The sequence below is a fragment of the Pseudofrankia coriaricola genome, assembly GCF_001854805.1.
Lineage (GTDB): Bacteria > Actinomycetota > Actinomycetes > Frankiales > Frankiaceae > Pseudofrankia.
Genome location: NZ_MBLO01000279.1, coordinates 1 through 16,847, shown reverse-complemented (window position 1 = coordinate 16,847; position 16,847 = coordinate 1). Strand labels below are relative to the sequence as shown.

Sequence of the window (16,847 nt, the reverse complement as noted above, 5' to 3'; positions counted from 1 at the left end):
CCGATCCCCGGCTCATCTCCAGAGCTGGATCTTCCCGTCGAAGCCGGCGCTGGCGAGGATCCTCTCCACCGGCGAGAAGGCGACGGACCAGACCGCGCCCAGGTGCCACTCCAGCCTGCGGCCGACCACGCGGGGCGCGGCGGGGTCGGTCACGTCCCAGCCGCATCGAGTCGTCGGCGCTGGCGCTGGCCAGCAGGCTGCCGTCCGGCGAGAACGCCACGCAGTACACCGTGTTGCGTGGCCGGTCATCGGCTCGCCCAGCCGGCGTGGCTCCCAGGCCGGCCCGGGCGGGGCGGGCGCGGGACGTCGCGGCGGCTGGCGCTCCCGGACCCGGCTTGGGCTTTCGGGGTGCGCTCGGTCGAGACGATCACGACCGACCTCCGTTGGGAGCGCCTGCGAGAGCCGCTGACGGTCGTCGGTGGCCTGGCCACGGTGGCGGCAAGCCTGATGGACACGTAACGTGACCGGTCTGCGCACGTGAGTTTCGCATTGTTCTGCGACCAGGCCTATTACCCCTGCCTGGAAGCAACCATCGGTCGGCCGTACGCCCTGTACGTACACGGCGGCTCTGACACCACGGGTGCGGTCCGCAGCGTCGAGACGATCGCCACCGGTCTGAAGTGGAAGCGCCTGCAGGACCCCGTGACGGTAACTGGCACGCTCGACGCGAAGGACCGAGAGGCGTGCTGGGAGCTGGGGGCGACTGCCGCGGCAGGCCTGATGCCGTAGCTGACTGGCACGCGTCGGGCCTCCGGGTTTCCGGGAGGGATGAGCGCGCGGAACTCAGTCATGACGCGGCACGCTGATCGGGCCTCTTGCCCAGTACCGCGACCAGTCTTTGTCACCTTTGCCCCGTGCGTTGAAGAGATTTCGTCGGGGCGAAAGATTCTCAAGCGCCGCCTCGACGCCATCCTCACCCGCCTCGGAGAGCGACCGCACCTCAGTCGCGGTCAAGGGGATCAGCAGCGTGTACTGTGGATCATCGCTGTCCTGCCAGTCGATGGTCTCGCAGAATATCGATGCGTAGTCCTGACCGCATGAACGACATCGACGCAGCGTAACGAAGAAGTGGGACTCATCGGCGATTCGCGCGACGAACCCGAGACTGCCAGACCGTTCCCGTGCGACGGCCGGATCGGCGTCGGAACACTGCCCACAACCGGCTCCTGAAGACATTTTGCCAGAATAGCGAAGGTAGGCTCCAGACGCCCGACAGACATGTTTCCGCGGGTAGCTGAGTAAAGGTCACTAGTCTCGGATGGGCTTCGCTGGGCGACAGAGGGTAACGGTGACAGGCACGCTCGACACAAAAGACCTAGCGGCGTGCTGGGAGCTGGGTGCGACGACGGCCGCGAATCTGATGCCGTAGCTCGTCGGACGATCGGTTACGGCGAGTGAGGATTCCGTGACCAGGGTTCGCGGCATTTCTTCGACCAGAAGTAGCGCGAGCAGGGTGGCCGAGATCTTCGGTATACGAAGATTGCGAGCATCGATTGGTCTCTGTCTGCTGTGGAATCGGTGAGTAGACAGGAGGCTGATCGTGTGTCACATCTGCCGGGCCAGCGTGGCTGGTCCGGCAGGGCCGGGGTACTTCGGCCGAGAGCGGTCAGTCCTCGGTGGCGGGGGTGCGGGTGAGCTGATGTGCGTCGGTGAGGCGGCCGTCGGGGGCGAGGCGGCCGAGCATGACGATCTCAGTGACGATCGGGGCGCCCTTGCGCATGGTCGCGGACAGCGTGTAGCGGGCGGCAACCCGGTCGCCCGCTACCAGCGCGTCGGCCACCTCCACGGCGACGGCGACGGCCCGTCGGCGCGCGGGGGTCACGTGGTCTATGAGGCGCTGGCGGTCCAGCGCGACGCCGTCGCTGACCATGACGAAGTCCGGGGTGTGGTAGCGGTCGAACACCTCTCCGGGAGGCTCGTCGCCGAAGGTCAGCTCCTCGGGATAACGCGTCAGGTAGGCCCGCAGGTCTTCGCCGGGCAAGGTGGTGCCGCTCATCGTTCGATCGCCTCCTTTTCCTTGACAGTCATGTCAAGGAAAAGGATAACGCCTTTCGGCTACCCTTGACAACCGTGTCCAGGAACGGGCAGCCGGCTCCGCGTCGCCGCCGCGGCGACGCGGAGGTCAACGCCTCGCGCATCCTGGAAGCCGCCGTGGACCTGCTCGGGCGAGCCGGTGACCCGTCCATGGCGGAGATCGCCGACGTCGCGGATGTCAGCCGCCAGACTCTCTACGCACACTTCGCCAGCCGCGAGATGCTCTACCAGGCGGTCCGAACGTCCCTGACCGGGCGTGTGGCCGAGGCGCTGACCTCGGCCAGCGCCGAGGGCGACGTTCGAGACGCGCTCGCGAACTGGGTGGACACGGCCTGGGTGCTGCTGGACCGTTACCCGGCGCTGCTCAACCCCGCCCTGTTCACCCAGACCTCGGGCGCGGACGTCGAGGCACATGGCCCTGTCGTCGTGGCGCTGCGCGGGCTGCTGGACCGTGGCCGCCGCGAGAACCGGCTGCATCCCGACGTCTCGACACCCTGGCTGCTCGCGGCCATCCTGAGTCTCGGCCACGCCGCCGCGGGGGAGGTCGTCGCGGGCAGAATGACCTCTGCGCGGGCCGGCGCCGCCTTCCGCGAAGGCGTCCTACGCCTTTGTCTGCGTCCTTGACCGTTAGCGAGCGACGGCAGCCCCGACGCCGACCCGCCAGGGGCGCGACCAATGCGCCGTCTGGCCGGGTCATAGCATGGTCGCGGTGCCGACCCTCCTGATCGTCCATCACACGCCGTCGCCGACGATGCAGGCGATGCTGGAGGCAGTGCTGTCGGGCGCGGGTGACGATGCAATTGAGGGCGTGGACGTCGTCGTCAAGCCGGCGTTGTCCGCGACCGTCGTCGATGTGCTCGCGGCCGACGGCTACCTGCTCGGTACTCCCGCCAACATCGGCTACATGAGCGGCGCGCTCAAGCACTTCTTCGACACTGTGTACTACCCGATCTTGGAAGCGACGGTCGGGCGGCCGTACGCGCTGTACGTCCATGGTGGCAGCGACACGACGGGCGCGGTGCGTTCGGTCGAGTCGATCGCGACCGGTCTTCGTTGGAAGCGCCTGCGCGACCCGGTCACCGTGATCGGCACCCCGGACACCGCGGCCCGCGAGGCCTGTTGGGAACTCGGGGCCATCGCCGCCGCCAGTCTGATGGCCGCCCAGTGAAGGTCGACCGCGCGGGTATGACTCCGATTTTCCGGATCATTTTGATCGTCTTTGCGTAAAGGTGCCGAGGTGGTCGAGTGCCCAGGCCTCGAAGCTGGTGGCGGGGCGTCCGAGGAGCCGGGGCACGTCCTCGGTGAGGACTGCGTTGTGTCCCGCCCGCGTCCACCCGGAACCGGTGACGATGACGTCGACGACGGAGCTGTCCAGTCCGGAGGCGATCATCTCGTTGCGTGCCGCGTCGAGCGGCACGTCGATGGTGGTGACTGGGCTGCCGAGCAGCCTTTCGAGCTGGGCGGCCTGGTCGGGCACGGCCAGCAGGTCCGGGCCTGTCAGGGTGTAGGTCTGGCCCTCATGCGCGGAGGAGATCAGGGCTTCGACGGCGACCGCGGCCACGTCGCGTGGGTCGATGACGCCCTGCCTGCCGTTTTCCGTCAGGTTACGCACCGGGCTTCCAGATCTGATCGCTGGGGCCCAGTACAGGGTGTTCGACGCGAAAGCGGACGGCCGCAGCACTGTCCAGGCGGCGCCACTGGTGTGCACAGCCCGCTCCGCCTGCTGGTGCCAGGCGCCCACTGTCCTGTTGTGGTCGTCAATCTCGCCGGTCCCGATGGCTGAGAGTTTCACCACTCTGCTTACGCCGGCCGCGACGGCGGCTTCGAGCAGGGCCACGTCGTGGTGGGGCGAGGGTGATGCTGGCACGGTCAGCAGGAACACGCTTTCGACGCCGGCGACCGCCGCGCGAAGCGACGCGGTGTTGTCGAAGTCGGCCTGTGCGATGTCCACACCCAGCGAGGCGGGAACGCTCGCGGGGTTGCGCGTCATCACGCGGACCGCCGCGCCACGGGTGACCAGAAGCCGGACGACCGCGCGACCGACGGTGCCGGTGGCACCGGTGACAAGGATCATGTGGGCAACGGTGCCAGTGGCATACCGCGGCGGATAGGACGTTTCGGCACGCCCTGTCGGCACGGGCACCGCGGTCGCTCACCACGGACAGGCTTCTATCGTGGGGCCGGTGGTGAATGACGACTCCGAACGCGTCACCCCGCTGCCTGTCGTGCTGCGGCCATGGATCTCGCAGCTGAGTGCCGCCGCGTCCAGCGGCGCACCTGCGCACCCCGTCCGCGCCGAGGCTCCGGACGCCGCGACGGCGCTGGTCGTACGTACGACCAGCGATCGCACTGAACTCGTGGTCATGGGGCCTCGTACTCACGCCGAATATTTCGAGGTGAGCCGGGTGCCGTTCTGCGTCAAGATGCGAATGCAGCCCGGCCGGGCTCAGTCGTTGCTAGGCGTTCCCCTGCGCGGACTCGTCGACCGGGTCGTCCCGCTGAGCGACCTGTGGGGTGTGGCGGGTGATCGGCTCGCCGATGACCTGTCCAAGGTCGGGTCAGATCCCACCGAAGTCGTCGGACTACTCGCGGCCACGCTGATAGACCAGGTGCGGACTCGGTCGCCCCACGACCTGGCTCGTGCTGAACTCGTGCGCAGCGCGACCATCGCCCTGACCTCCCTGACCAGCCCTGGATCGCGGGTTCGGACGACAGCCCGGAGCCTAAACGTCAGCGAGCGACACCTGCGCAATCTCTTCACGGAAGCCGTTGGCATTCCACCTAAACATGTGGCCCGCATCGCGCGGACGCGACATGTGCTCGCGGGCGCGAGCCAGCAGTCCCTCACCCAACTCGCCGCCGAAGCAGGCTACTACGATCAGTCCCACATGACCGCCGAGTTCCGCCGCATGATGGGAGTCTCTCCCGGAGCCTTCTTCACCGGGCAGCTGCCCGCCGCCCTGCCCTGCCATTAAGCACCCTTGTTGATGTTACTTCTGCGATCAGATCTACTGAGCAATCACGCTGGCGGCCGTGAACGCACCACACCTCGTCGCGCTCGCTGGCGCCGGCCTCCGCTTCGAGAACGGGAAACTCGTCAAACGGCCGACGACCACGCACCACCGTCAACCGCCTAAAAGATCTTCATTCGCAGGTCATGACTTTCTCCGATTGAGCTCGTCGTAGGTGAGCGGCGCTATCCCTCGGTGCCGTCATCGGCCGGTGTGCCCCCGCTGACCGGTTCGAGTACGAAGACCGGGATCTGGCGGTCGATCTTGCGCTGGTAGTCGGCGTAGTCCGGGAACGCGTCCACGGCCCGGCGCCACCAGAGAGCCTTCTCGTCCCCGAACACCTCGCGCGCCCGGTACTGGCGCGTCACCGTGCGGTCCTGGAGCTCGATGATCGGTTCGGCGAGCAGGCTCGGGTACCACTGCGGGTTGGTCGGTTGGGCGCCGTTGGACGCGACAGCCGCGTAGCGGCTCTCGTGCTCGACACGCATCACCGGCGTCTTGCGAACCTTGCCGGTTTTGGCGCCCCGGTAGGTCATCAGCACCATGGGCCGGTCTTTCATCGTGACGCCGTCGGTCGTGCCGGTGCGTATGATCTGCTCGACATACTCGCGCACAAACCCCAACCCGCTCGGTTCGTAGTCGCCAGTCATCGGCTTGCCCTGATCCATGCGCCCGGCCCGTCGCGATTGCGCGACCGGACCGTGCCGGCGGCCGTGTGGGTGATCGGGGTGCCTGGTGTCCACGTTTCCGGTCAAGGTGTTGAGGATGCCGGGTAGTTCCGTCACCGTTTCGGCGGGCAGGCCGGTCACGGTCTCCTGCGCGAGAGTGCACCACAGGTCCTTGACCTGGTCGGCTACCGCCTTGCCGCTGCCGGTGAGTTCGACGATGCTGGCGCGCTTGTCGGACGGGGCGGGTTTGCGGCGGATGTGGCCGGAGGCTTCGAGCTTGCGGGTCATGAGTGTGACGCTGGGTGGCTCGCAACCGAGGGCCTCGCTGAGTTGTGCCTGGATCATCGGGCCGGTCCTGGCGAGTTCAAGCAGGAGCGCCTCCTGTCCGGGGTGCAGGCCGAGCGGGGCCAGCAGGGCCGCGGCCCTGGCCCGGTGGCGCAAGCTCAGGAGGCGGATGGCCTGGTTGATGGCGTCGGCGTGCTCGAAGTCCACGGTCTCTCCTTGCGAGAACTAGTTATGCGCATAACGTTATGCGCATAACTAGTTGTGCGTCAAATGGGGGAGCCGGACTCGGCTGACAGCGGCAACACCAGGGACAGGGTCGGCTGGGCCTTGCGGCGGTCATCGACGAGGCGAGTGGCGGGGGAGGTCATGCCAGGGGCGGGCGAAGGGATCAAGGGCGATGACACGCTACGTAGCCACTCGACGCATCTGACTTTCCGCAAGTTCTGCGACCAGATCTACTATCCGGTCCTGGACGCAACGGTCGGCCGGCCGTACGCCCTGTATGTCCACGGCAACAGCGACACGACTGGCGCGGTCCGCGGCGTCGAGACCATCGTCACCGGCCTGAAGTGGAAGCGCCCGCGCGAACCGCTGTCGATCGTCGGCGATCTTGAGGCGGCGGCCCGCGAGGCCTGCTGGGAACTCGGCGCCACGGTCGCCGCGTCCCTGATGACCGACTAAGACTCGGAAAACCGACAGCCGTTCCAGCGCACGCCTCGCCGCGATCGCTAGATGGTGCGCCTGAGCACGCGGGGGGACTTGGTGTTCGCGGCTGCGCGGCGGGTGCCCGCCGTGCGGCTGGCCAGCTGACGCCACGCCAGTTCCATAAGTATGGTTATGATAACTGTACTTCTGACTCTTGGGATGGGGTGGCTGGTTGGCTACGCTGGAGCGGCCGGCGGACATGTTCGACCGGGAGTTTGAGTGGGACGCGTTGACGCGGTTCGCGGCGGACACCACGGCTGGCGCGACGCTGGGAGTCGTGTCCGGCCGGCGTCGGCAGGGCAAGACGTTCCTGCTCCGCGCGCTGTGCGAGGCCACTGGCGGGTTCTTCTTCGGGGCGGACGAGGCTACGGACGGCGAGTCGTTGCGTCGGATCGGCATGGCGCTGGCCGACCGGCTGGGCGCGCCAGCGCCCTTGGTGTTCGACGACTGGTACCCGGTGTTCGACGCGCTGCTCGCGCTGGGCCGCGAGCGTGCCATGCCAGTGGTGATCGACGAGTTTCCCTACCTTGTCCGGGCGAACCCACGACTGCCGTCGATCATCCAGAACGTGCTGGCGCCACGGCGCGCGCAGCGGGACGACAGCCGGACGCGTCTGTTGCTGTGCGGGTCGGCGATGTCGTTCATGGGTGGCCTGCTCGCGGGCAGCGCGCCGTTGCGCGGTCGAGCCGGTCTGGAGCTCGTCGTCCCGACCCTGGACCATCGGCTCGCGGCCCAGTTCTGGGGCATCGACGACCCCGTCACCGCGCTGAAGGTGAACGCGATCGTCGGCGGCACCCCAGCCTACCGCCGTGAGTTCGCCCGCGACGACACTCCGTCCGGCCCCGACGACTTCGATGCCTGGGTTACCCGTACTGTGCTCTCGCCGACCAGCGCGCTCTTCCGCGAAGGCCGCTACCTGCTCGCCGACGAACCCGACCTGCGCGACACGGCGCTCTACCACTCGGTTCTCGCGGCGATCGCCGAGGGTAACGCATCACGTGGCGGGATCGCGTCCTACCTCGGCCGGAGGTCGGGCGACCTCGCCCACCCGCTCACCGTCCTTGCTGACTGCGGACTCATCACCCGGGAGCCTGACGCCTTTCGCGACAACCGCACCCAGTTCCGCATCGCCGAACCGCTCGTGACCTTCTACCACGCCGTGATGCGACCAATGTGGTCCGACCTGGAACATGCGCGAGGCGGCCGCCGGCTCGCCCAACTCTGGAAGATCGGCCAGCGCCGGTTCGTCGGCAACGTCCTCGGGCCGCACTTCGAGCAGGTATGCCGCCACTGGACCGCCCACCACGCCGCGCCAGAACGCTTCGGCTCCACCCTCATCAGTCGGGTTTTGTCGGGCGTCGTCAACGATCCGACCGCACGCGCCAGCCATCAACTCGACGTCGTCGCCTTCGGCTACGACGACGACCAGGAGCAGGAGCGTCTGTTCATGATCGGTGAGGCGAAGTGGGGTGACGCAATGGGCCTCGCGCACCTCGACCGGCTCAGGCGGATCCGCGACCTCCTCGACACTCAGGGTCGGCCGGGCGCGGCCACAGCCAGACTTGCCTGCTTCAGCGCGGCGGGTTTCAGCGAACAACTAACCAGAGCCACGGAAGAGTCGCCGGACATCCTGCTCATCGGCCCTGCCGCTCTCTACGAAGGGATCTGACGAACATCGGACGGCGTGACGCTATCCCGACCGGCTTGTTACTCAAAGTGCCCGCCTCGTGACCAGCCTTCGCGACATTTCTGCGACACCGTGTACTACCCGATCCTGGAAGCGACGGTCGGGCGGCCGTACGCGTTGTACGTCCACGGCAGCAGCGACACGACGGGCGCGGTGCGTTCGGTTGAGTCGATCGCGACCGGTCTGCGCTGGAAGCGCCTGCGCGATCCGGTCACCGTGACTGGCACTCCGGACAGCGCGGCCCGCGAGGCCTGCTGGGAACTCGGCGCCATCACCGCCGCCAGCCTGGTGCCCTAGGTCGCGGCTGTGCCAGCCCGTGAGGCGGCCTTTGGCCTGTTGCGCAGGCGGGGACCGCGTCGGGGAGTGGGCGAGGGCCGTCGATCAGAGCCCGCACGGGGACGACGGGCGAACTGGTCAAGGGGTGGTGTGGGGTGGCCGTGTGTCCTCGGCGGTGAGGACGGTGGTCTCGGTGCCGTCGTCCCAGCGCCACGGCACGCGCCTGCCTTGTAGGTGCACCCCACCGATCCAGCGGTCGATGCCGTTGAGCGTCACGTGGTCGGCCGCGCCGGCGAGCACTCGTGCGCCGGTATCGGTCAGGCGCAGACCGGTGCCGCGGCCGACCGGGCGGTCCGTCGGCTGGAGGTCGAGCAGCGGGGCGGAGGCGCGTGCCATCCGGTTGATCATCGCGAAGCACCAGGTGTCGCCGAGATATGGGCGCGTCTCGCGCGCCGCGGCCCGCACGAACGCGGTCTCGGCGTTGGACGCGCCGTCGGCGACAGCCGCCAGGATCCGCCGCTCGGTCAGCGACAGCCCGTCTCGGGCGGCCGGATACTCCCGGCTGAGACGGTCGAACGCCTCGCCCAGGAAACGCAGCTCACCGGAGCGGCTGTCGGCGATCGTGCGCAGGCCGTCTGGGACCGTCGCCCGGAACGCGGCCCAGGCGCGGGTGGCGAGCCGCAGCGCCTCGTTGGTCAGCCGGATGCACGCGTTGGTGGTGGGCAGCTCGCGCAGCTGCGCCGCCGTCAGCTCGCCGAGACCGCCAAACCGCGCGATACCGGCATGCTCGCCGATACAGATCAACGTGACGCGCCGCGCCGGCACGCCGAGGCCGGCGAGACGGTCGAGAATCTGGATGATTTGAAGCTGGTCGTACAGATCCGCCTCGAACCACAGCACATACTCACCGTCGCGGTTGTCCGCGAGGACCCGGTCCCGCTCGGCGAACATGTCGGGGCCCTCGTCCCGGTCGTCGCAGCCCGCCTCGAGGAGGAAAGCGGATCTGACCTGACGCAGCTCCCGCGGCCCCACCGCGGGCACCGGCCCCTCATGGAGCACATCGCGCCAGAACAGCACGCGCTCGGCCAGCCCGGTCCCGGGCAGATCCGTGCAATCCCCGTTGCTCACGTGCAACGCCGCACGCATCCAGCCGTCATCGCGAGCGACAGCCGCGGTGTCAGGCCGTTCGGCGAGGACTTGGCCCCGAGCAGTCGCATACGACTCGCCGGTCTTGGCCATGCGGGCGCGCACCCGCTGCTTGAAGTCACTCTGCCTGGTCATCGCCGTCTCCCGCGGCCCGTCCGCGGATCCCCCAGCGACCGGCACGACGGGCACACGATCGACAACGCGTCAGCCCGGCCGAGGAGCAGACCCCCCTTTGCCTCCTGAGGTGACCCGGCTGGGGCGGATCGCTGGAGGTTGGGCGCGGACGGACGCCAGCCATCAAACTACCTGGCCCAGGCCGAGACCGCGAACTGTTCGCGATTGCGGGCTCGTCTGCGATCAAGCCTAAGCCGCGAGCCTGATGTGGTGGCGGGCGGCCTGTGTGGTGGCCCTCCGCGCCGATCCCCCGACCATCGCGGAAAGTGACATGCCCGTGACCGGGGTTCGATTTTCGGGGCTTTCCGTCTGCTGTCGGCAGACGGATTGACCAGGGTTCGGCACATTGCTGCGACATCGTTTACTAGCCGTCGTGCTATCCGGAAACGACAGGCACCTCGGTCGCCGTGCTGGGGACGGGACGGCCGACGGGGCGGTCTCGCATCATCGCGATTCCGACAGCGAGCAGCCAGATCGTGATTGCGGCGCTGGACAGCGACACCAGGATGCCCGCGTCGACGCCGGCGAGCTCGATCGCTGGTGCGGTGAGCGGGACGAGCACCAGCGCGCCGGTGACGCGTGCCCACCGGGGAAGTCCCGGCCGGGCGACCGTCGCGCCCAGCCAGACGGCGGCGAAGACGCTGACCCCGAGGGTCTCGCCGATGGCGCCGCCGAAGTTGTTGAGGGTGTCGAACTGGATGGCGAGGGCCTCGCGCGAGGTCGCGGACGTGGTCTCCTGCCACTGCTCGGCGAGCGGGAACGCGGCGGATAGCCACCGCGTGATGCCGATGGCTCGAGCGAGGGCGGATACCGCCGCGGCACCGACCGCGATCCCGAGGGCAAGCGTGGCGGGTCCTTCTCGGCGCCACATCGAGATGCTCACCGCAACCGGGAAGAAGGCAACGCTGTACGCCAGGTAGGCGAGGTAGCCCGACCTGGTGGCGACCTCGTGTTCGAGGAGCCGGGGCAGCGCGACGTCCGCCGGGTCACCGAGCGAGCCGGGCCAGCCAATGGCCGTGCCGAGGACGAGCAGTGGAACGAAGATGAGCAGGCTTTCGATGATCGTGGTCAGGCCTTGCATGCGTCGTGTCGACGGAACTTCGAGGGCTGGGCCTGCGGTGAGCATCGGGGGTATCTCCTGGAGGGATTCGTCTTGACGGGGCCGTACGTGGCGGCCGACATGCATGACGGAACTGCCGGACAGACGGGTCTTGGTGTCAGGCCTCCGCCCGCCGGTACCAGGCGACTGTTTCGGCGAGCGCGCGGTCCAGCGGCGTCGGCGGCTGGCCGAAGCGGATCTCCAAGGCCGACGAGTCCACGACGAAGTCCCTCTCGAACTCGTAGAGCATCTCCACCGTCTCCCGGGCGCCGGCGTTGAAGGCGCCCACGAGGCGAAGCTGCCACGGCTTCACCGCGACGAAGGCGGGCGGTACGCCGGCGGCGCGGGCGGCGGCCTCGACGAGGGCGAGCTGAGTGATCCCTGGAGCGGTCGGCGCGTGCCAGGCTCGCCCCCAGGCTGAGGGATCCTCGGCCACGCGCACTGCCGCCTCGGCGAGGTCGGGCACGTAGGTGATCGCGTGCCGAGCCTGGGGCGACCCCAGGATCTGGGCCTTCCCGCCGGATACGAGTGGGGCGAAGAATCGTTCGCCGAACGCCGAGGCTCGAACCCCGGCACCGAAGAAGTCGCTGGCCCGAACGGCCGCGACGCGGACCCGACCGGACTGGTGGGCGTCTTGCAGCTCAGCCCACATGGCGGCGCGCACCGCACCCTTCCGGGTGGTCGGCTTCATCGGAAGGTCCTCGGTCATGGGCACGGACACGGGCCCGTACCCGTAGAGGTTCTCGATCGCGACGAGCGCCGCGCCACGCGCCTCGCAGGCGCGGACGACGGATCGCTGGATGTCCGGGAACTCCTTCCGCCACCGGTGGTAGGGCGGTTGGGCGCACTGGAACACCACGGTGGCGTGGCCGACCGCGGCACGGGTGCCGTCGGGGTCGGCCACATCGGCCCGACAGGGTTGGGTCCCGTCGATCGTGGTTCCTGACCTGGTGACGACGCGCGGGCGGATCCCGCGGGCCACCAGCGCAGCCGCGACCGACCGGCCGACGGGACCCGCGCCCAGGACGACGGGCGCGTCGAGGAGGTCTGCCATTTCACGTTCTCCAATCACTATTCGAACTTCGAACACTGTTTGGAGATCGTATCCAAACGCTGTTTGGCAAGTCAAGGCTGTTCGGAAGATCAAGGTTGTTCGGCTAGTCTCGACGGCGTGCGCATGCCTACGGAGTCCCGACGGGACCGGCATCGTCGGGAGCTGGTCGAGGAGATCACCGCCGTCGCCCGCCGTCAGCTCGACGAAGGCGGCCCGGGCAATGTGTCGTGGCGAGGTGTCGCCCGCGAGGTCGGCATGAACCCGGCCTCGCTCTACACCTACTTCGGCAGCCTCGACGACCTGTTCACCGCGCTGATCACGGAAAGCTTCCACAGCCTCGCGGGCGCCGTTGACCAGGCGTTCGACGACAGCGAGGGCGCCGAGCCCGTCGACCGGCTTCTCGCATGCGTCCGGGCGTACCGGGCCTGGGCCGTCGCCAACCCCCGGCAGTTCAACCTGATCTGGACCGACCAACTGCCCGGCTACGCGGCACCGCCGGACGGACCCACCGTCACCGCCGAACAGACGGTCTATCGGCCGTTCCTGCTAGCGGTCGGGGAGGCGGAGGGATGCGGCGACCGGCTGGTGGAGTTCGCCACGCTGCCCACCGACGACCAGCACCGCCTGTTGGGCCTGTTCGGCACCTTGCATGGCCTGGTGTCACTCGAGATCAACAGCCACCTCGCGCCGTCGATGGTTGACGGGGAGGCGCTCCTCGTCGACCGGATGGCACACGCCCTGCGACACGTTCACCCGCCCCGCGACAGGTCCCACATCGACACGTCGGAAAAATGATGTCCACCTATGGTCGGTCGCGGGCGGCAGCGCCGCCTAGGAGCTGGTCAGCGATGTCGGTTACCGGCGTCCCACGCCTGGCGGCCGTCTTCGGCGGCACGCCGGGGTGGGCGGGGTGGGGTCAGAGCCGGGCCGGTTCGGGCGTCATGTCGGAGCCGGCGGGGTGCTCGGCTTCGCCGTGCGCGTTGGGGCTGTGCAGCGCGATGAGGCCGGCGGCCAGGAGGAAGGCGCTACCGGTCAGCAGTGCGCGGTGGAAGAAACCCGCGGTGAGCGCGTTCGGCACGGCCGCATGCTGCCCGAGCAGGTGGTTCGTGCGTGAGGTAGCGACCGCGGAGAAGATCGCGAGCCCCAGCGCGGCGCCGACCTGCTGCGACGAGTTCAGCAGTGCGGCGGCCAGCCCCGCCTGGTCGGCGGGTACGCCGGCGTTCGCGGCCGTGGTGACGCCGACGAACACCGCCCCGAGACCGAACGAAACAATCATCAGACCGGGGAACAGGTCCGTCAGGTAGGAGCCGTCGACGGGGATCCGGGACAGGTAGTACAGGCCGCCGGTAGCGAGCAGGGCACCGACGACGATGACGGCCCGGGTGCCGATCCGGATGAGCAGTTGCGCGGAGATGCCGGCCGCGACGCCGACGCCGAAGCAGAGCGGGACATAGGCGAGGCCGGTTCTGATCGGCGAGTATCCGAGGACGTTCTGCATGTAGAGGGTAAGGAAGAAGAACATCGCGATGAGGCCAGCGAACGCGATCAGGCCGGTGAAGTCGGCGGCCCCGAGACCCCTGATCCGGAAGATCGACAGTGGTAGCAGCGGGCTGCTCTGACGCCGCTCGTTGGCCAGGAACGCGATCAGCAGGACGGCCGCGCCGGCAAGCTCGCCGATCGTGCGGGCCGAACCCCAGCCCTGGTCAGGCGCCTTCACCAGCCCGAAGACGAGCAGCAGCATCCCGCCGGTGACCAGGACTCCGCCGCCGATGTCGAAGCTCGCCGGCCTGCCATCGCGCCGGTCACGCTGAATCAGCCAGAAGACGGCCGGGAGCACCAGCGCGGCGGCCAGCGGGTTGACGAAGAACACCCAGCGCCAACCCGGTCCCTCGGTCAGCACCCCACCGAGCAGCACTCCGACCGCGGACGCGAGTCCGCCGACCCCGCCCCACACGCCGAGTGCCTTGTGCCGGTCCGCGCCGTCCCGGAACGTCGTCGTGAGGATCGACAACGCCGCCGGCAGCATCATCGCGGCACCAAGACCCTGCGCCAGCCGCGCGCCGATCAGGAGCCCGGGATCCCCGGCCAGCCCGCCGACGAGCGACGAGATCCCGATCAGGACCGTCCCCGTCACCAGGACCCGGCGACGGCCGAGCAGGTCAGCGAGCCGGCCACCCAGCAGCATGAAACCGCCGTAGGTCAGCAGGTAACCGCTCGGTATCCACTGCAGGCTCTGCCTCGAGAATCCAAGATCGGTCCGGATGTCGGGAAGCGCCACATTGGTGATCGACGCGTCGACGAAGTCAAGGAAAGCGACCGCGCACAGCAACGCCAGCGTGAGCTTGCCGCGTCGGGTCGCGAGAAACGATCCGTCGGCGTCGGTCTTCGCGCCGGAACCGCTGGCATTCGCCGTGGCGACGGTGGCTCGGGCACGCTCGGACGCTCGGCGCGTCGCGACCGGGTGTTCGGCCCTTGGGCCGGTGGTGATCGAGTCCATGTGGAGATGCCTCCTGTCCGCGGCCGTCGTCCCGCAACCTGGCGCCAGCGGGCGTCCGGCCGTCACCTGTCTGTCGGATCCCGCCCGGCAGATGTGACCGGCGGTTCCGCCGGGCGACATTCGTCACCTGTGCGGGCGTGGTCGACGGGGATAGCCCCGTCACATCGGCCGCGCCGCGTTCGTCATTGCCTGGGAGGGGTTCGATCGGACGGAGGCAACTCGTGGACCATGCGACCTGGCAGGCCGAGCAGTTCGAGCGACAGCGCCCGCGGTTGCATGCGGTCGCCTACCGCATGCTCGGCTCACTCAGCGAGGCCTGCCGGCTACGGGACAGCCACGAGGTCCGCGCGGTCCGCGGCCTGCGGAAGCCGGCTACATCGGCGGGGCGGTCCGGCCACAGCGCCGGACGGCGCGCGAGGCGTTACCGCGATGGCGGGCTGGCGGCACACGCGCGGAACCGGCCGCTGACGACTTTCTGGGCAAGGACGAGGACGGCGGCGAGCGCGAGCAGGCCGAGGGCGCGTAGGTAGACGGTGCCCTCGCGGTGGACCAGCGGGGTGGCCAACGCCGCGCAGGACAGCGCGCCGAGTGCCGGGGCCCAGGTGGGGGCACGGTAGGCGCCGGGCGGGGCGGGCTCGCGGCGCAGCACCAGCGCGCTGATGTTGACGACGAAGAAGACCAGCAGCAGGAGCAGGACGGTGGTATCGGCAAGGCCGGCCAGCTGGCCGGTGATGGCCAGCGCCACCGCCAGGGCCGTCACGAAGCCGATCGCTACCGGCGGGGTGCGTCGGCCGGGCAGCACCCGCGCGAAGACGGTCGGGATCGTGCCCTGGGCGGCCATGCCGTAGACGAGACGGGAGGCCATCACCATGTTCATCAGGGCGGTGTTGGAGACCGCGACCAGCGCGACCGCGGCGAACAGCTTCGACGGCACCGGCACGTCGGAGGCCTTCACCACCTCCAGCAGCGGGGCACTGGAGCCGGCGAGGATGTCGGGATCCACCAGCATCGCGCAGGTGAACGCGACGAATAGGTAGACCGTGCCGGCGATGAACATGCCGCCGAACAGCGCCCGCGGTAGGTCCCGGCGCGGCCGGCGGGCCTCCTCGACGAGGTTCACCGAGTTCTCGAAGCCGAGCATCGCGTAGAACGCGAGCGTCGTGCCGGCGAGCAGGGCGAGCGGCGCAGGCCCCTCGGCACGCAGCTCGAAGGCCCGTCCCGGTTCACCCGCTCCGGTAGCCAGCGCGTGCACGCCGATCCCGACGATCAGCAACAGCCCGGCCAGCTCGATCACGGTGAGCACGAGGTTCACCCGGGCCGACTCCTCGATCCCACGGGCGTTGAGGACCGCGGTCAGCAGGATGAACACAACCGCGACGACGACCATCGGGGCCGCCACGAACTCCGCCAGGTATTTGCCCCCAATGGCCCGGGCGGCCGTGGCGGTGGAGGTGATCCCGGCGGCCAGCACGGTGAAGCCGACCATGAAGGTGAGAAACGGGCGACGGAACGCCTCGTTGGCGTAGAGCGCTGCTCCGGCCGCCCGGGGGTACTTGCCGACGAGCTCGGCGTAGGCCGTCCCGGTGAGGAACGCCAGCGCGAAGGCGATCAGGAACGGTGCCCAGATCATCCCGCCGACGTCGGCGGCGATCTGCCCGGTGAGCGCGTAGATCCCCGATCCGAGGACGTCACCGAGCACGAGGAACAACAGCATCCGCCCACTCAGGACGCGCGCCAGGGTGGGCTGCGCGGCGGGCGCCGTTCGCCCGGTCACCGCCGTCTCGTCATCGGTGGTCCTGTCCCCGCGGGCTTGGCCGGCCGTCGTCCGGCCGATAGCGGTCGGACGCCTGTTCATCGTGTGGCTGCCCCCGATCCGAGGGCCGGTCGCTGCCCGCCACGCCGCCGGGAGAGCCGGGCCGACGTCCCCCGGGCCGAATACTGACACCGTGCCTGCCAGCCCGCCTGTTGGAGCTTGCCCGGCTCAGGTGGTCACGATCGGAAACCGCCGGACCCGGCGTGGACGATGACGGCGCTTCGCCAAGGGCCGGGTGAGATCATCGATCCCGCGTTCTGCCGCATTCACGACAACATGGCCGAGCCGGCCCGGATAGTTAGGCCGAACTTACTTGATCTAGGACGCACTGCGGGCTCGTGACTTGCGGGTTCGCGGCAGCCATTGATCGTCTTACTGACTACCAACGGTCTTGGAGA

16 protein-coding genes and 2 pseudogenes are annotated in these 16,847 nt (G+C 69.0%); 8 read left to right on the top strand and 10 right to left on the bottom strand.

Annotated features, from left to right (window positions below; translation table 11 throughout):
* Positions 1–12: 12 nt before the first annotated feature.
* Together BCD48_RS51845 and BCD48_RS57130 are read right to left on the bottom strand one after the other, a co-directional pair.
* A complete protein-coding gene (locus tag BCD48_RS51845; RefSeq protein ID WP_157910646.1) occupies positions 13–153 on the bottom strand; it encodes a WD40 repeat domain-containing protein in 141 nt (46 codons plus the stop codon).
* Between the two features lie 16 nt (positions 154–169).
* Positions 170–229: pseudogene (locus BCD48_RS57130) on the bottom strand (hypothetical protein); the annotation flags it as partial.
* A 248-nt stretch (positions 230–477) separates the two neighbouring features.
* Between BCD48_RS57130 and BCD48_RS44430 the strand changes: the two are divergent.
* Positions 478–729, top strand: coding sequence for a flavodoxin (locus tag BCD48_RS44430; RefSeq protein ID WP_083420163.1), 252 nt, complete (start codon positions 478–480; stop codon positions 727–729).
* A gap of 877 nt (positions 730–1,606) precedes the next feature.
* Here the strand turns inward: BCD48_RS44430 and BCD48_RS44425 are convergent.
* Complete coding sequence (locus BCD48_RS44425; protein ID WP_071054840.1) at positions 1,607–1,996, bottom strand: hypothetical protein; 390 nt, start codon at positions 1,994–1,996, stop codon at positions 1,607–1,609.
* Positions 1,997–2,070: 74 nt separating this feature from the next.
* Here BCD48_RS44425 and BCD48_RS44420 point away from each other — a divergent pair, with 74 nt between their 5' ends.
* Together BCD48_RS44420 and BCD48_RS44415 are read left to right on the top strand one after the other, a co-directional pair.
* Complete coding sequence (locus tag BCD48_RS44420) at positions 2,071–2,658, top strand: TetR/AcrR family transcriptional regulator (protein ID WP_157910645.1); 588 nt, start codon at positions 2,071–2,073, stop codon at positions 2,656–2,658.
* Between the two features lie 76 nt (positions 2,659–2,734).
* Positions 2,735–3,202 (top strand): flavodoxin family protein, encoded by a 468-nt coding sequence (locus BCD48_RS44415; RefSeq protein WP_071054836.1) that lies wholly within the window; start codon positions 2,735–2,737, stop codon positions 3,200–3,202.
* Positions 3,203–3,238: 36 nt separating this feature from the next.
* On the opposite strand, the gene BCD48_RS44410 is transcribed toward BCD48_RS44415, so the two are convergent.
* Entirely contained in the window at positions 3,239–4,108 is an 870-nt protein-coding gene (locus BCD48_RS44410) for an NAD(P)H-binding protein (RefSeq protein WP_071054834.1), read from the bottom strand.
* Positions 4,109–4,217: 109 nt separating this feature from the next.
* Between BCD48_RS44410 and BCD48_RS44405 the strand changes: the two genes are divergently transcribed.
* Entirely contained in the window at positions 4,218–5,009 is a 792-nt protein-coding gene (locus tag BCD48_RS44405; protein WP_198543658.1) for an AraC family transcriptional regulator, read from the top strand.
* A gap of 221 nt (positions 5,010–5,230) precedes the next feature.
* Here the strand turns inward: BCD48_RS44405 and BCD48_RS57125 are convergent, their stop codons facing one another.
* A complete protein-coding gene (locus BCD48_RS57125) occupies positions 5,231–6,205 on the bottom strand; it encodes a nitroreductase/quinone reductase family protein (RefSeq protein WP_083420162.1) in 975 nt (324 codons plus the stop codon).
* Between the two features lie 159 nt (positions 6,206–6,364).
* On the opposite strand from BCD48_RS57125, the gene BCD48_RS44390 reads away from it, so the two are divergent.
* The 3 genes and pseudogenes from BCD48_RS44390 to BCD48_RS44380 form a co-directional block, all read left to right on the top strand.
* A complete protein-coding gene (locus BCD48_RS44390) occupies positions 6,365–6,679 on the top strand; it encodes a flavodoxin (protein ID WP_241842466.1) in 315 nt (104 codons plus the stop codon).
* A 196-nt stretch (positions 6,680–6,875) separates the two neighbouring features.
* Positions 6,876–8,372 carry an AAA family ATPase gene (locus tag BCD48_RS44385; protein WP_116271867.1) on the top strand — a complete coding sequence of 499 codons (1,497 nt, stop codon included), beginning with the start codon at positions 6,876–6,878 and terminating at the stop codon, positions 8,370–8,372.
* A gap of 72 nt (positions 8,373–8,444) precedes the next feature.
* Positions 8,445–8,687 (top strand): annotated as a pseudogene (locus tag BCD48_RS44380) (flavodoxin); the annotation flags it as partial.
* Between the two features lie 117 nt (positions 8,688–8,804).
* Here the strand turns inward: BCD48_RS44380 and BCD48_RS44375 are convergent.
* The 3 genes from BCD48_RS44375 to BCD48_RS44365 all read right to left on the bottom strand — a co-directional run bounded on the left by BCD48_RS44375 (position 8,805) and on the right by BCD48_RS44365 (position 12,139).
* The gene (locus BCD48_RS44375) at positions 8,805–9,947 is read right to left on the bottom strand and encodes a hypothetical protein (RefSeq protein WP_198543656.1); all 1,143 of its coding nucleotides are present in this window, start codon (positions 9,945–9,947) and stop codon (positions 8,805–8,807) included.
* 415 nt (positions 9,948–10,362) lie between these two features.
* Complete coding sequence (locus BCD48_RS44370; RefSeq protein ID WP_071054831.1) at positions 10,363–11,067, bottom strand: DUF4386 family protein; 705 nt, start codon at positions 11,065–11,067, stop codon at positions 10,363–10,365.
* A 136-nt stretch (positions 11,068–11,203) separates the two neighbouring features.
* Positions 11,204–12,139, bottom strand: a complete 936-nt coding sequence (locus BCD48_RS44365; protein ID WP_071054829.1) for an NAD-dependent epimerase/dehydratase family protein — start codon at positions 12,137–12,139, stop codon at positions 11,204–11,206.
* A gap of 123 nt (positions 12,140–12,262) precedes the next feature.
* Between BCD48_RS44365 and BCD48_RS44360 the strand changes: the two genes are divergently transcribed.
* Positions 12,263–12,934, top strand: a complete 672-nt coding sequence (locus BCD48_RS44360) for a TetR/AcrR family transcriptional regulator (protein WP_071054827.1) — start codon at positions 12,263–12,265, stop codon at positions 12,932–12,934.
* A gap of 121 nt (positions 12,935–13,055) precedes the next feature.
* On the opposite strand, the gene BCD48_RS44355 is transcribed toward BCD48_RS44360, so the two are convergent.
* On the bottom strand, positions 13,056–14,636 hold the full coding sequence (locus tag BCD48_RS44355) for an MFS transporter (protein ID WP_083420160.1): 1,581 nt from the start codon (positions 14,634–14,636) through the stop codon (positions 13,056–13,058).
* A gap of 421 nt (positions 14,637–15,057) precedes the next feature.
* Positions 15,058–16,410: an APC family permease gene (locus BCD48_RS44350; protein WP_071054825.1), complete on the bottom strand. Its 1,353-nt coding sequence runs from the start codon at positions 16,408–16,410 to the stop codon at positions 15,058–15,060.
* Positions 16,411–16,847: the final 437 nt, after the last annotated feature.

Excerpts from the sequence above, each read along its gene's own strand:
- BCD48_RS44425 (WP_071054840.1), bottom strand. The coding sequence starts at position 1,996 with ATGAGCGGCACCACCTTGCCCGGCGAAGACCTGCGGGCCTACCTGACG.
- BCD48_RS44415 (WP_071054836.1), top strand. The coding sequence starts at position 2,735 with ATGGTCGCGGTGCCGACCCTCCTGATCGTCCATCACACGCCGTCGCCG.
- BCD48_RS44410 (WP_071054834.1), bottom strand. The coding sequence starts at position 4,108 with ATGATCCTTGTCACCGGTGCCACCGGCACCGTCGGTCGCGCGGTCGTC.
- BCD48_RS44390 (WP_241842466.1), top strand. The coding sequence starts at position 6,365 with ATGCCAGGGGCGGGCGAAGGGATCAAGGGCGATGACACGCTACGTAGC.
- BCD48_RS44375 (WP_198543656.1), bottom strand. The coding sequence starts at position 9,947 with ATGACCAGGCAGAGTGACTTCAAGCAGCGGGTGCGCGCCCGCATGGCC.
- BCD48_RS44370 (WP_071054831.1), bottom strand. The coding sequence starts at position 11,067 with ATGCAAGGCCTGACCACGATCATCGAAAGCCTGCTCATCTTCGTTCCA.
- BCD48_RS44365 (WP_071054829.1), bottom strand. The coding sequence starts at position 12,139 with ATGGCAGACCTCCTCGACGCGCCCGTCGTCCTGGGCGCGGGTCCCGTC.
- BCD48_RS44360 (WP_071054827.1), top strand. The coding sequence starts at position 12,263 with ATGCCTACGGAGTCCCGACGGGACCGGCATCGTCGGGAGCTGGTCGAG.
- BCD48_RS44355 (WP_083420160.1), bottom strand. The coding sequence starts at position 14,636 with ATGGACTCGATCACCACCGGCCCAAGGGCCGAACACCCGGTCGCGACG.